The 13764-nt window shown below is 49.1% G+C and carries 12 protein-coding genes and 1 tRNA gene; 7 read left to right on the top strand and 6 right to left on the bottom strand.

What is annotated here, in order from left to right:
- Positions 1-157: 157 nt before the first annotated feature.
- From proB to QE396_RS12405, 4 genes are all read left to right on the top strand, one after another.
- Entirely contained in the window at positions 158-1261 is a 1104-nt protein-coding gene (gene proB, locus QE396_RS12420) for a glutamate 5-kinase (RefSeq protein WP_020882782.1), read from the top strand.
- An 11-nt stretch (positions 1262-1272) separates the two neighbouring features.
- Positions 1273-2526 carry a glutamate-5-semialdehyde dehydrogenase gene (gene proA / locus QE396_RS12415; protein WP_032681609.1) on the top strand — a complete coding sequence of 418 codons (1254 nt, stop codon included), beginning with the start codon at positions 1273-1275 and terminating at the stop codon, positions 2524-2526.
- A gap of 111 nt (positions 2527-2637) precedes the next feature.
- A tRNA-Thr gene (locus tag QE396_RS12410) sits at positions 2638-2710 on the top strand.
- Between the two features lie 638 nt (positions 2711-3348).
- Positions 3349-3663, top strand: a complete 315-nt coding sequence (locus QE396_RS12405) for a hypothetical protein (protein ID WP_020882780.1) — start codon at positions 3349-3351, stop codon at positions 3661-3663.
- Here QE396_RS12405 and QE396_RS12400 read toward each other — a convergent pair.
- Positions 3660-4469 (bottom strand): DUF4225 domain-containing protein, encoded by an 810-nt coding sequence (locus QE396_RS12400; RefSeq protein ID WP_020882779.1) that lies wholly within the window; start codon positions 4467-4469, stop codon positions 3660-3662. The genes QE396_RS12405 and QE396_RS12400 overlap by 4 nt on opposite strands.
- Before the next feature lie 616 nt (positions 4470-5085).
- Between QE396_RS12400 and QE396_RS12395 the strand changes: the two genes are divergently transcribed.
- Positions 5086-5295 carry a hypothetical protein gene (locus tag QE396_RS12395; protein ID WP_020882778.1) on the top strand — a complete coding sequence of 70 codons (210 nt, stop codon included), beginning with the start codon at positions 5086-5088 and terminating at the stop codon, positions 5293-5295.
- A gap of 91 nt (positions 5296-5386) precedes the next feature.
- On the opposite strand, the gene QE396_RS12390 is transcribed toward QE396_RS12395, so the two are convergent.
- From QE396_RS12390 to QE396_RS12380, 3 genes are all read right to left on the bottom strand, one after another.
- The gene (locus QE396_RS12390) at positions 5387-5947 is read right to left on the bottom strand and encodes a tyrosine-type recombinase/integrase (protein ID WP_032669563.1); all 561 of its coding nucleotides are present in this window, start codon (positions 5945-5947) and stop codon (positions 5387-5389) included.
- 994 nt (positions 5948-6941) lie between these two features.
- Positions 6942-8089 (bottom strand): IS3 family transposase gene (locus tag QE396_RS12385; RefSeq protein ID WP_127353187.1). Its coding sequence is split into 2 segments (ribosomal slippage): positions 6942-7852 and positions 7852-8089, totalling 1149 coding nucleotides; the frame shifts between segments, so codons are not numbered across the junction.
- A gap of 296 nt (positions 8090-8385) precedes the next feature.
- Positions 8386-9027, bottom strand: coding sequence for a TetR/AcrR family transcriptional regulator (locus QE396_RS12380; protein ID WP_047366359.1), 642 nt, complete (start codon positions 9025-9027; stop codon positions 8386-8388).
- Between the two features lie 108 nt (positions 9028-9135).
- Here QE396_RS12380 and QE396_RS12375 point away from each other — a divergent pair, with 108 nt between their 5' ends.
- Positions 9136-9828, top strand: coding sequence for a DAPG hydrolase family protein (locus QE396_RS12375; protein ID WP_040016765.1), 693 nt, complete (start codon positions 9136-9138; stop codon positions 9826-9828).
- 184 nt (positions 9829-10012) lie between these two features.
- Here the strand turns inward: QE396_RS12375 and QE396_RS12370 are convergent, their stop codons facing one another.
- Together QE396_RS12370 and QE396_RS12365 are read right to left on the bottom strand one after the other, a co-directional pair.
- On the bottom strand, positions 10013-11401 hold the full coding sequence (locus tag QE396_RS12370) for a carbohydrate binding domain-containing protein (protein WP_230682143.1): 1389 nt from the start codon (positions 11399-11401) through the stop codon (positions 10013-10015).
- A gap of 87 nt (positions 11402-11488) precedes the next feature.
- Positions 11489-12253, bottom strand: coding sequence for a LecA/PA-IL family lectin (locus tag QE396_RS12365; RefSeq protein WP_047366357.1), 765 nt, complete (start codon positions 12251-12253; stop codon positions 11489-11491).
- Between the two features lie 778 nt (positions 12254-13031).
- On the opposite strand from QE396_RS12365, the gene QE396_RS12360 reads away from it, so the two are divergent.
- Complete coding sequence (locus QE396_RS12360) at positions 13032-13391, top strand: LecA/PA-IL family lectin (protein WP_150344050.1); 360 nt, start codon at positions 13032-13034, stop codon at positions 13389-13391.
- Positions 13392-13764: the final 373 nt, after the last annotated feature.

Raw genomic sequence — 13764 nt, 5'->3', positions numbered from 1 at the left:
TATTTCGGTAATAAAACTGTCAAATTTTGCCGCTACGCTTCCTGATCCCGCGCAACAAAGTGTTTCGCGATGTGCTAAGGCAGTTGGCAACGGGGCTGACACCTGTTAAAACGTTCGTTTGACATCATTTTCCCTTATCGTTGAACGGCAGAGAATCATGAGTGACAGCCAGACGCTGGTGGTAAAACTCGGTACCAGTGTTTTAACAGGCGGATCGCGCCGCCTTAATCGCGCCCACATTGTTGAGCTTGTACGTCAGTGCGCTCAGTTGCATGCCGCAGGGCATCGTATTGTAATTGTGACCTCCGGGGCGATTGCCGCCGGGCGTGAACACCTGGGTTACCCCGAACTCCCCGCGACGATCGCCTCGAAACAGCTGCTGGCCGCCGTGGGACAAAGCCGACTCATTCAACTCTGGGAACAGCTGTTTTCTATCTATGGCATCCACGTCGGGCAGATGCTGCTGACGCGTGCGGATATGGAAGACCGGGAGCGTTTCCTGAACGCGCGCGATACGCTGCGCGCGCTGCTGGATAACAACATCGTTCCCGTCATTAACGAAAACGATGCCGTGGCCACCGCTGAAATCAAAGTGGGTGATAACGATAACCTCTCGGCACTGGCCGCAATTCTGGCAGGCGCTGATAAATTACTGCTCCTGACCGACCAGCAGGGGCTCTTCACCGCCGACCCGCGTTCAAACCCAGATGCTGAACTGATTACCGATGTACACGGTATCGACGATGCGCTACGCGCCATCGCAGGTGACAGCGTTTCAGGCCTCGGGACCGGCGGGATGGGGACCAAACTGCAGGCTGCTGACGTGGCATGCCGTGCCGGTATCGACACCATCATTGCCGCGGGCAGCCGTCCTGGCGTGATCGGCGACGTGATGGAAGGCATCTCCGTGGGAACCCGCTTCCACGCGCAGGCCTCCCCGCTGGAAAACCGCAAACGCTGGATCTTTGGCGCACCGCCGGCAGGCGAACTCACCGTTGATGAAGGGGCGACCGCCGCAATTCTGGAAAGAGGGAGTTCATTACTTCCTAAAGGAATTAAAAGCGTGACAGGCAACTTCTCACGTGGTGAAGTGATCCGTATCCGTAATCTCGAAGGTCGTGACATCGCCCACGGCGTAAGCCGCTACAACAGCGATGCCCTGCGCCGTATTGCGGGTCACCATTCACAGCAGATAGACGCCATTCTGGGTTATGAATATGGCCCGGTTGCCGTGCATCGTGATGACATGATTATTCGTTAAGGAGCCAGAAAATGCTGGAACAAATGGGCGCAGCCGCGAAGGCCGCCTCTTACAAACTGGCGCTCCTTTCCAGCCGCGAGAAAAACCGCGTACTGGAAAAAATCGCTGATTATCTGGAATCGCAGTCGCAGGAGATTCTGCTCGCCAACGAGCAGGATCTGATGGAAGCGCGTCGCAATGGCCTGAGCGAAGCAATGCTCGACCGCCTGGCGCTGACCCCGGCACGTCTGAAAGGCATCGCTGACGATGTCCGCCAGGTCTGCAATCTTGCCGATCCGGTTGGTCAGGTCATTGATGGTGGGCTGCTCGACAGCGGGCTGCGCCTTGAGCGTCGTCGCGTGCCGCTGGGCGTGATTGGCGTGATCTATGAAGCGCGTCCCAACGTTACGGTTGATGTTGCTTCCCTGTGCCTGAAGACCGGCAACGCTGCCATTCTGCGTGGCGGGAAAGAGACCTGGCGTACCAACGCCGCGACCGTAAACGTTATCCAGCAGGCGCTGGAAGAGTGCGGCCTGCCGGCAGGTGCCGTACAGGCAATCGAGAGCCCGGACCGTGCGCTGGTGAACGAGATGCTGCGCATGGATAAATACATCGACATGCTGATCCCACGCGGTGGCGCGGGCCTGCACAAGCTGTGCCGTGAGCAGTCGACCATTCCTGTAATCACGGGCGGTATCGGCGTGTGCCATATCGTGGTTGATGACAGTGCCGAGATTGAACCGGCGCTGAAGATTATCGTCAATGCCAAAACCCAGCGTCCAAGCACCTGTAATACAGTTGAAACGCTGCTGGTGCATCAGGGCATCGCCAATACCTTCCTGCCTGCGCTGAGCAAACAGATGGCCGAAAGTGGCGTGACGCTGCACGCGGATGCCAACGCGCTGGCACTGCTGAAAGACGGCCCGGCAACGGTGGTACCGGTCAAAGCGGAACAGTACGACGACGAGTTTTTGTCTCTGGATTTGAACGTGAAGGTGGTTGCGAGTCTTGACGATGCCATTGCTCACATCCGTGAACATGGTACCCAGCACTCGGATGCGATTCTGACGCGTACCCTGCGCAATGCCGATCGCTTTGTGAATGAGGTGGACTCCTCCGCCGTATACGTGAATGCCTCAACCCGCTTCACCGACGGTGGCCAGTTCGGCCTGGGCGCAGAAGTTGCTGTCAGCACGCAAAAACTGCATGCAAGAGGCCCGATGGGCCTGGAAGCACTGACCACCTACAAGTGGATCGGCTTCGGTGATGATACGATTCGTGCGTAAATAATCACGGGTGATGCAAAAATAGCCGTTTGATTCAAAAGGGCATTGACGCATCACCCGGTTAGATCTAACCTTTTGCCCCGTGGTTACGCTCGTAACCGGCCTTTCAGGGCCGATATAGCTCAGTTGGTAGAGCAGCGCATTCGTAATGCGAAGGTCGTAGGTTCGACTCCTATTATCGGCACTCACACAACAAAATCCTTTAAAAACAATAACTTAAGACGATTTTTGTTCTCAAGATACAACCTTTTTTTAAGGGATTCTATGACCAACAGTTGCCGCTATGGTTAACAGTGGCTATTCAGGGATGTTAGCACGTAGCGGCCTGTAGTTGTAAAGCTCGAACAGGTACAAAGCGTGAACAGTCCCCACGAACCGCTATCAACTCGAAGCTGATGACGCTGCCAACGTCTCTAAACCATCCCGAAACAGATTGATCACACGCATTTAAGCCCGATGTGCGGCCTTGTGGCTGCGTAAACAGGTGAATAGTGGTAATGCCCCGGTAGCAACAGATCCGGCTCTGCCAGCGCTTCGCTCACGCTCCGAAAGGTACACGAGCACCCTGATAAGGTGTGATCTCTCTGACAATCTGATTTGGTCACTGGTGACTTTCGCAAAGCGAAACCAACTAGGTTGGCCTGATGAAGTCGCTACGCTCCGCTTGTTGCTTGTACCACTAACGGGGCTTTATGGCTTCTATTGTCTTAAATCTGATACATTGCACAAACATCATGTGGATTGCTGTAAAGTTCATCAGTATGATTGCTTGTACAATCAGCGATTGGGAAAGCACTTCTGGAAGATAAGGGACGAGACGATATGAAAGTGACTGATGAGGCTTTGTTACGTTCAGGGTTTACGCAGCCCGAATTGCAGAAGATAAAAAGCAATATTGAAAAATATGGAGGAACGCTTGGAGAGGCCATAAATGACCTCGCTAGGCGATTTGTTACCTTAGCGGGAGTGGTGGCTGTGTGTGCCTTAATCCTACTGCTACTTATCGTCTTCAGCTCACCTGATAGAGCATTTGCATGGGGGCTGGCGATGATCTTTGGGGTTGCCATTATGTCCTTTGCACAGCCGCCGGTAATTTCCTATAAATCCTGGCGTTACCGAAAAACTATCAAGGATTAACTGGTTCCATTTTCGGTTGTCAATAGATCGAAAATCACTTTTGCTTTAACACCATAACCGACAATCTTCATTGTTAGCTTAGGAGTGCTCATTGTGCTGACTTTGCGATAGTAATCGTGTGGAAGCCAGCGGAATAATCTCCAGGCTCCAGTTTTTCGAGCGAGTCCAACAATGCTGTACACACTGGCACCAAGAGTAACACCATTATAGAGAGCCAAGCCCGTGTTAGGATTAAATCCCATGAACTGGGCCGTATGCATCGCGGAGTCAGCAATGATACCTTGCGAGGGTTTATGTCCTGCTGGCTGATCAAAGTTGAGCACTTCTTTCGTTAATCCGTTCATTCCATCGGCAATCAGGACTGCCCCAGCCAGCATACCAATCGGCCCCATAGTGGATAACATCATAAAGCCACCAAAGAGAACCACGCCTGATAGCACCACATTTACAGCGGATATAACATAACCGACGATTTTATTATTTTCCTTAACAAACTCGACCTTCGCGTAAAGCTGTGCGGACTTGGTTTTTAACAGACGCTCTTGTTCAAGCAGGTTGTCTGTTTCAGCACGAAGATTTTTGATGCATACAATACATTCTTCATCGGTTTTAGCTCGTCGCGCTGTTTCAAATTCTTTATCTACAACCTGTTTTATCTCTCCAACAAACTTGATACGTGTTATCCCATCTTGCAAATAGAATGCTGATAGCCGATTTGCTGTTTCGACGAGTTTCCGGGCTTCCAGATTCACCATGGTATCTGACCATGTTCTGTTCCAGCCCCTGTTGAGCAGCGCAATATCCATTAAAGACTCCTTCCCAAAATGTGTCTGGTCATTTTACGTGCAATAAGGTCGAAGACAACAGGAAATGCTTTCCCAACGTCTGATTTTAGCGGAACGAACACATAATCAAACTCTGGGACTCCACATGGTAATTCTCTATTTTTCATTGTCCGACGTTTCAAACGTCTTGGAGTACGGGCAGGACTGCGAGCGCGTCACCAGCGTGAACAGATAGATGCTGTTCTGGTAGGTGCAAAGCCGTTTCCCGCCCTTTAACTCTTGTTCGTCGGGGCTGCTTACTCGATTATTTATCTCAAATCAGCAATGATTTTCTAAACCGCACTGGTTTGGGGTTTGCAGATGGTGAAGCAGATCCGTCATTCTTATGGGTGCTTTGTGGGATGATCGTAGTGGTTACCGCTCTATTGATGTTCATCCTTCGTAAGGTATGCAACAAGAGAGGAAGGTGAGAAACGTTGTAAACCTTGCGTATGATCACAACCCTAAGATCAAAAAAATTTATATCCTGCTTTAATCATTATTGGTATTGCATACTACAAAATATTGTCACAGAATATTTAAGATGTTTCTTATAGAAGTTCCGTATTTGCCTAATTGGATAAGCGAGGAGCTAGCAATGGCAATTAGTGATCACGAGTATGTGAATTTTTCCGAAGATCATGAAATGAACTATCACGCTAAGAAAGTAAATAAAAGAGAAACTGCTTCCAATAGAAGTACCTTAAGAACTATGGGGACAGAGCTCAAGTCATCTCTTGGAAAAGCAAGGCTGACTCATGGCGAATTCCATCCATATGTCAATAAAAATAAATCTCGACTTGAATAATACAACTACTTATTGTGAAGGTGGGAACTTATTCCTGCCTTCATTTTACATTAATTAACCACGATATGATTCTACTCAGCATTATTTTCACTCAATAATCGATTGCCTGGAATACGTCTTCAACATCCTTTTCCATGATCCCACAATACGCCAGCGTGACCGCCTGCGATGAATGCCCGTACAGCTTCGTGAGCGTCGGCAAACTGACCCCACGTTTTATAGCGTGATAACCAAGGTTCTTGCGTGGGCTGTGCGCCGCGATGTGAAGATTGAGCATATCCCCGGCCTCTTTGAATTTGGCTGATACCGTTACCCGGCTGATCGGTTTTCCTTTGGCCCGGTTGCTGTCCACTTCGAACAGGTATTCCTGACCTGGATTATCAGCACGGCGCTGTGCCACCAATTCAAGTGCTTTTGGTGTCAACATAATTGAGCGTGTCTTCCCGGTCTTCTGTTCCTTCAGGTTCAACACGTTCCCTTCGATATGGTTAAAGTCGGCATACCGCAACTTAAGAGCGTCACCAATCCGCGCCGCTGTCTGATTCAGGAACACCCACAAATCACCGTAGATAGCGCTGCTGTTATTCTGGCGCAGCAGTCTTTCAACCTCTGCGATCTTCTCTTTGTCTCTGACTGGTTCGACCTTCTTCATAAAATCCCCCATTGCTATCTCATTAAGTAAGTTACAAAGAAAATATTGATCATAACATGATCATTGTAAAGGGTTTTTTATATATTATTGCACCCACACCCGCGCGGTGGGAAACGAAAGTGGGGGCCACTCTTCAGATATTAGTGTCGGAAAAGATCCGGTCTCACTTGGGGATCTGCTGGACAGTCTCTCAAACGGTTCAATAAAAATGAAAAATCATTTCAAAATATCGAAGGGTAGTCCTTTGCACACCACACATGCTGGCTCTGCCAGTGAATAATCCTTGCCTGATTCTGCATAAATTCTGCATAAAACTTCCCCTTAGGTGTTTATCCACAATACAATGTATAAGAATCAATAGCTTGCTAGATTACACATGTGCATTGTGTAAGTTAGAGGTGAGTTCTTATACCTGCCAGTAGGCCATACAACCAGCCATCACCTGGTGATATTCACCGAGGCGGGCCGCCACTGTTTCGTACAATTTCCCACACCATCGTGAGTACCTCCACCAGTAGCCCGTATGCTTCACCAGAAGCCCGTAGCGGCGTTATCTCCACACAATCGTGACTGACACACCGATAGCACAGCGCCCCGCTCAGAGGCTCTCACAGGCCCAGGAATAGAGGGTTTTTCGTTGTTTTTGCTAAGAAAATTTAATTTTTCGGTTTGAGAGGGCGGACCGGTGATGGTGTTTAGCTCCAGTCTGACTGGTAAATCTGCCGAGGCCGCGCCATTGCTGGCTTCGTTATGTTCATTACAAGAGGACGTTGAGTGGATCAGGAACTTCGATCTACCCGTAGGATCATTAAGTCAGCATTAATAACTGCGATTAATAGGTATTTTAGGGGGTATTTAAATTTGATTGATTGCTTAGTGAGCAATAAGTGAGATCATTCACCAAATTTTGACAGAAAACCAGTATTGGGTTGCCAATCTTCGGCTTGTAAGGAGAATGGCGGGGTAGGGAGGGGATTGAATCGCCACGGATAATCTAGACACTTCCGAGCCGTTGATAATACTGGTTTTCATATTCTGTCGGTGACATCTGATTGCTCGAACCATGCCGACGCTTACTGTTATAAAACATTTCGATGTAATCAAAAATATCGCTGCGGGCTTCTTCCCGCGTTCCGTAGATCTTTTTCTTTATCCGCTCGCGTTTCAGTAACTGGAAAAAGCTTTCTGCAACCGCGTTATCGTGACAGTTACCGCGACGGCTCATACTCCCTTCCAGGCCGTGTGATTTCAGGAACGACTGCCACTCATGGCTTGTGTACTGACTGCCCTGGTCCGAGTGAACCAGCACCGGTCTTTGAGGATTACGCCGCCATACAGCCATCAGCAGTGCGTTCAGGACAATGTCCTTTGTCATCCGGGATTGCATTGACCAGCCGATAATTTTGCGTGAGAACAGATCAACAATCACGGCCAGATACAGCCAGCCTTCGTGAGTCCTGATGTAGGTTATGTCCGTTACCCAACGCTCATCCGGAGCATCCGGATTGAACTGTCGTTGGAGCCTGTCGGGTGACACGATACTGGCCTCGCCTTTGCGTGCCCGAGGGCTCCGGTACCCGACCTGAGCCTTTATCCCGGCACGATTCATCAGTCGCCAGACTCTGTTCACTCCGCACTGTTGCCCGCTATCCCGTAAGTCCAGATGGATCTTGCGATAACCATAAACGCAACCGGACTCCAGCCAAAACTGTTTGATCTGTCCCGTCAGTCTCAGATCTACCTGGTGGTGCTGAGAATACGGTTGCTTAAACCAGGCGTAAAAGCCACTGGGATGAACATCCAGCACCCTGCAGAGCAGACGAACAGGCCAGCAACGGGAGTTGTCACGAATAAAGGCGTACCTCAGTCGGACAGCTTTGCGAAGTACGCCGCGGCTTTTTTTAATATGTCCCGTTCGTCAGTAACCCGCTTCAGTTCCTTCTGGAGTCGGCGGATCTCGGCCTGAGCATCTGACTGTTCTTTATTAGTGGATGAGTCCGGACCGTACTTCTTTATCCAGGCGTAAAGGCTGTGGGTGGTGACATCGAGGCGTGTTGCAACGCTGGAAACAGAATGACCGCGATCAATAACCTGCTTGACTGCTTCAATTTTAAACTCTTCGGGATAACGTTTACCGCTCATGGGCACCTCTCTTTAAGTCATCTTAAATGACTCTGAGGTGTCTGTTAAACCCGTGGCGATTCAATTGAGGGAGCGAAAAAGAGCTCTCTATAACTAATCATGCAAAAGCCTCATGAATTGGGGCTTTACTGATGTTGATATAAAAAATATTGTGTCTAACGGGAGAAATATGAATTCACGTCATTACCGCTATGGTTAACAGTTGCTATCAGAGATGTAAGTACGTAGCGACCTGTAGTTATATAGCTCGAACAGGTACTAAGCGTGACACTCTACAAGAATCACCAGGTACTATGTCATTCATCACCTTGCCTGAATATAAGTAAAATAAAAGGCATACAAGAATCCAAATGTGCCTCAATATCTGCTTTCTCAACGGGATGAGTTATACCAATCGCCGCCTGCCGAAGAGGTTCGGCGACACACATGGCGAGTATGACTTTGGCACTGGTATCTGCAGGTAACATCGGCAACCAGCCCTGTTTTTGCTGTCGTGTAATCCACTCAGTGAGTAATTGTTGGCCGCGCGCTATGCCATTTTCATTGTATTTCTTGAGGAGATCATCTTTACCAGGAAATTCAGTATTGAGAAGACGAAACATTTTCACGGCGGTTACTGATAGCGCCTGACCACAAATCGCAGCCAGTAATTTTCTTAAGGCCGGTAAAACGTCATTCTTATCTGTCGGATCGCTCTGCAGGAGTGGGGCGTAGTTATCCGTCCAGTTTCGAACCGAAAGGCCAAGCAATTCCTCCCGGTTTTTCGCAAAGCGATAGACGGTCTTTTTGGCAACGCCTGCATGCGATGCAACCGCCTCAATTGTTGTGGCGTCATAGCCTTTGTCAAAGAGCAAGGCCATCGCGCTACCAATGATTTGTTTCTTCACCTCTTCCTCAGGGACTGAGGGGCGTCCGCGTGGTTTGGTTGGTTGGGTCACCCTTGAGATTCCTTTTCGCTTGTCATACGACCATTCTATCGGTAATGTTTAGGAAACGCACTTCGTTTCCTAAATGGTTCGAACTTCCCAATGCTAATGGAGAAAAAAATGCGACAACACGATATTGCCAGGCCCTGGCTGGATTATTCGGCATTGCTTGATCCTTCTCCCATGCCGCTGGAGACAGGTATTAAACGTCTGGATGACGGGAGTCTGCTGGTCGCCGTACGCACCGATTTACATGGCTGCAAAGGACGTATGATTAACTGGTGGTTTACCTTCTTTGAAACGACGCAGCATATAAAATGGTGGCATCCCGTTGATCATGTTGAACATCGTGGATGGGACGCCAACTGGAAGCGTGGGGAAAGTTTTTACGGCGCAAGCATCCATGCCGTTGAATCATTAGCTGAAATCCCTCCCATTCCCGCGCGTCTTAAATTCCATCACCCTGCATCGGTATTTGGCGAAATGGCTGTCGACAAGGCAATGGGGGATGGGAGTGTCTCGGCAATCATTGCCGCAAGGATAGGCTTCGGTGAAAAAACTGAACTGGATAGTCAGGGCGACCCGCTGGACGGACAAATGCTACATGTTGTCCGGGATACGCCTTTTGGGTGTGTACTGCGTAGCCGGTTTATTCTGGGTATGAGTAATGACGACCACGCTGAACCTGCCGATGACGTTGGATTAGCGCTTATGCGACACTGTTATACAGAATTCACGTTCTTGTCTCGTTTCCTGCCTTCTTTGTATTACGGCGAGAAAGCGAATGATGAGAAAATTGCGCTTCCCTGGTAACACGCGGGTTTAACTGCTCAGGTAAACGTGTCGACGAGGGTAATCATGCCCTCCGTGTATTCCCGGGCCAGACCAATGTTATCTCAAGCGTGACGCACACTGGCTAAGCAGTGATGCCTGGTTTAACCAACGCGTAGCCAAACCGGCATCACTTCATATCTGAAATGAATTCAGCGTAACAAAATCAATCGACAGATTTTACTGTGATTCCAGTAATGCTGAAATCGTTACCATCGCCGCTGGCTTTATGGCTGAAAATTTCCAGCACATTATCGCCCTGCGCCGCCGTAAACTCTCCTGACAGCGTGACCCACTCGCCTTTCACGGCAAGTGCTGTAACCGAGGTAATATCCTGGCCTGCCACCCGCAGGGACAGTTCGGGTATCACCTTGTAGTCATTATCCCTGCGAGCCTGAAGGCTGAAGCGATAGCGTTTCCCCGGCTGGAGTTCCGAATAATGTTTATAAAGCAGCACGCCATTGTGTGTCCGGCCTTTAACATTGGTGGTCGGAAAACGAATCATGGTCGCGCCACCTTCTGAGTAAAACTCATGCTCAGGCGTTGCTGGTCCGAACTGCCAGTGATTCAGATGATTATTCGTAAACTTACTCTCATCCAGGAATGGTTTTGCTGGCGGCTCGGGACTGACAGGGGGAGTGTCCGGCGCAGCGGGGGGTGAGGAGGGGGTCACCGGTTTGTTGTGATGTTCCTGACACGGGCAAGGGGGCGTATTCTCTTTGCAACGACAGTCGCTGGCGCAAGCGTCAATCAGGTTCTTAAGTACCTCAGCAAGCGTATTCACCGCCCGGACAATCTCAGGGGCCTGTGCGCACAGATCGCTGCCATTACCGGGCGTCTTCGCTGGCGTTTTACCTTCCAGCGCATCTGCTTCTTCTTTTTTGTTCGCCACGCTGTCGTGTTGCGTGGCCTTACTGGCGCAAATGGTGCTTTTTAAAACCGAGGCAAAATCGGCAATGCCGGAGGTGTAGATATAATGCTCACCACCCGTACGAAGCGCCAGGCGCTTGTATTCCCGAACCATGGCTTTCTCATCATCCGGGGTGGGATAAGGTAATGAGACATGAGGCGTGCCCAGATAGGAGTGGATTTTGACACCGTACTCCAGGGCGGTGGCAATGGCATCATCGCAGGCTTTGATGCGGCCCGCATCCAGGGTCATCTCCCCGCCTTTCAGACTTTCGTCTCCCAGCACAAAAACATTCCTTTCAGCGCCGTCACGCCAGTTGTAATGACGGATAACGTCCTCCGCAGCAGGCGCCACATCCTCCTGAGCGGGGTTCCCCTCTTTGACATACTCTCTGCCTTTCAGGGCGGGCGGGTTAGCTCCGGCCTCGCTCGTCAGGAACTGACGGACCGTTTTATTAAATTTGGTGCCGGCAAAAACGCCTTCGATACCCAGAAAATCAGTTCGTAAATCCGAAGGGCAGGCTTTTCTGGCCTCCTCAATGGCGCTCTCAAGTTTTGCACAGAGCGCTTCCGCTTCATCCTTCATTGAAAGACTGCTGTCGATGATGAAAACCAAATCAACTTTTTTATTGTCCATAATGCTCATATCAGGGGCTCCATTAACGTTCATTTTTGTTTTCCAGTGAACTGGCAGGGAAGGCAGTGAATGGCACGTTGCCTCCCTGCGGGCATTTCAACCGAGCACAACAAACCTGACGTCATAGCCTCCCGTATTATTGGCGTATTCAGACGCAACATTTGTATCGTTAAAAATGAATGAAATTTCGCCATCAGCAGGGACTTCCCAGTCGCTACCGCCGCTTCCGATACCGTAAATATGCTCACCCGCTTTGATCAGTAATTTCCCCGCCAGTGCTTCTGGCAGGACAAAAGTGGGATCCGGTTTTTGCGCTGACGGATGCTGGCTGTCGCCGTCAGGTCCAAAGCTGCGACCGCGGCTGTCGTACTGAGCGGTACCGGCAGCAATCAGCATCACCTTGTCCCCTTTGCTCACGGATACGCCGGTGTGGGTCCAGTCACTGCGCGTTGCGGGAACATGACCTTTCCAGTCCGCCTTTTTAGCCGCCGCTTTCTTTTCGTCTTCAGCGATATACACAACCGCGCTGAAAGCGCCGCTGTTGTCGCGATGTGAAGAGTCACTGACCACGAGAATCAGCTCGCCGTCTTCCGGTACCGACCACTGGTAAACACCACTGCCAATGTCATAGCTTTTTCCGGATGCACTGAATCGGGCTTTCAGCACCTTATCGTTCCGTAAGACAAAGCCCTCTTTTAGCCTGCCGTATGGCGATGCCAGGGCGTAGTCTTCCTTACCGTATTTAATCCATCCTTCCGCAATAATACTGATTTTTTGCCCGGCTTTTAGTTTAAGTCCGGTATTAATGCCCGTGTCAGCAGTTGCGTCAATATTGCCAGACCATGCAGGTGAAACAGTCATATAATTCTCCGTAATCGTGACAGCGTCCAGCTTGTCAGTGGTATGAGGTAATAAATAGCCTATAGATAATGTTTTTTTTACTAAGGGGTACGGCATTCACAATCAGAATATAAACAGATATGCCGCTCAGCAAATAATATTCTGGAAATGATGCTGATGATTTCTGTTCGTCTCCCGTCTGCTGCAGTTCTGTGAATTAAATATTAGGATTAATCTCATACTGTGTTTTGTTACTCCAGAGCGGTAATGCGTGTGAGTGAGAGGTATATGTTGAAACCAAAAAAGTAATACACATGGTAACTAAGTGGATATTTGTTAACCCATTCCTTATTCGTCGGGGAGGCGTGAAATTAAGTGGAAAGGTAGATGTTTTTTATTGGACGGATATCACGGCAGGCGGTACTGTAATGCGCCCTCTCACTGCTTTGTGTACCTATTATTACCGCCATTCGAGTATGGTAATTAATTTACTAAAGGTATAATTACAGTCATGATTAAAAGTGCGATTACTCCTATAGTTAACATTAAAATCAATTGCAAATCAGTTACTTAGTGTTTGGTTGTGTTGGTGGATTTATATAAATCGCAGCGTAAAAAAAGAAATCGCATTATTCTTTCGACATAAGTCTGGAAAAGATAAATATATTCATATGCATCCATGATGAAATGTTATGAATACTAAATGTGATGTCTGTCACATGCAGGGGAGTTTTGTCTTTGATTGATGAAAAGCACGCATCAAATGTAATGTTAATGAAGTTTGATAAAGGAGAATAGCATGACGGCTAAGCCAGAATGGTCCGGAGAAGTTCCTGCAAACATTCCTGCCGGTATTAATACAGGCCTGCAACTGAATTCCGGTGATGAGATAACGATAATGGCCTCTGGCTGGATTAAATACGGTAAAGAAGAATTTGCGCTGGCGGTGCCGGATGGCAGGGTGAAAGAAGGGCTCATTACCTGCAATGATAAGGTGCTGAAGGCGAGATTTGATACCTCTGGCAAAGGTTATGATATAGGCGGTGGAGTATACAAATGGGCGACTCCCCAGAGCGGTACCCTGCATCTGTATATTGCCGATACAGAGGCTGGATACTCTGATAATACCGGCAGTTTCAGCGTCAATGTATACCGATAAGAACGGGTCGTTTCGGATACAGCGATTTCAGCCCCATTGATATGGCGGCAGGGATTATGTCCGGCGTTCTCAAACCGATATCTTATTCATTCCAATATTATTCGCAGAACTCAGCAGATGATAAGAAGACTAATCAACAATATTCTCTGGTACTCTACCGGGTGGGTGTTTTTTGGCCTGATAGTGCTCAGTGGAATCGCAGGGGGACTGGCGGCTTCAGTCCTGCATTTTACTACAACGGATGCATTCCTGGCCGCATTTTGCCTTTTTCTGTTGCTGTCATTGCCCGTTTGCTTCTGGCTGCACCGGTTATCTCGCATACACCGGCGTCAGTAATGTACACGCCCACAAGGAGAGTCCCTGTGAGCGTGTA

Origin of the sequence: Enterobacter sp. SORGH_AS_0287 (assembly GCF_031453695.1) — a bacterium.
GTDB lineage: Bacteria > Pseudomonadota > Gammaproteobacteria > Enterobacterales > Enterobacteriaceae > Enterobacter > Enterobacter ludwigii.
This window is presented reverse-complemented; position numbering and strand designations above follow the sequence as displayed.

Excerpts from the sequence above, each read along its gene's own strand:
- proB (WP_020882782.1), top strand. The coding sequence starts at position 158 with ATGAGTGACAGCCAGACGCTGGTGGTAAAACTCGGTACCAGTGTTTTA.
- QE396_RS12375 (WP_040016765.1), top strand. The coding sequence starts at position 9,136 with ATGCGACAACACGATATTGCCAGGCCCTGGCTGGATTATTCGGCATTG.
- proA (WP_032681609.1), top strand. The coding sequence starts at position 1,273 with ATGCTGGAACAAATGGGCGCAGCCGCGAAGGCCGCCTCTTACAAACTG.
- QE396_RS12395 (WP_020882778.1), top strand. The coding sequence starts at position 5,086 with ATGGCAATTAGTGATCACGAGTATGTGAATTTTTCCGAAGATCATGAA.
- QE396_RS12370 (WP_230682143.1), bottom strand. The coding sequence starts at position 11,401 with ATGAGCATTATGGACAATAAAAAAGTTGATTTGGTTTTCATCATCGAC.
- QE396_RS12400 (WP_020882779.1), bottom strand. The coding sequence starts at position 4,469 with ATGGATATTGCGCTGCTCAACAGGGGCTGGAACAGAACATGGTCAGAT.
- QE396_RS12365 (WP_047366357.1), bottom strand. The coding sequence starts at position 12,253 with ATGACTGTTTCACCTGCATGGTCTGGCAATATTGACGCAACTGCTGAC.
- QE396_RS12360 (WP_150344050.1), top strand. The coding sequence starts at position 13,032 with ATGACGGCTAAGCCAGAATGGTCCGGAGAAGTTCCTGCAAACATTCCT.
- QE396_RS12405 (WP_020882780.1), top strand. The coding sequence starts at position 3,349 with ATGAAAGTGACTGATGAGGCTTTGTTACGTTCAGGGTTTACGCAGCCC.
- QE396_RS12390 (WP_032669563.1), bottom strand. The coding sequence starts at position 5,947 with ATGAAGAAGGTCGAACCAGTCAGAGACAAAGAGAAGATCGCAGAGGTT.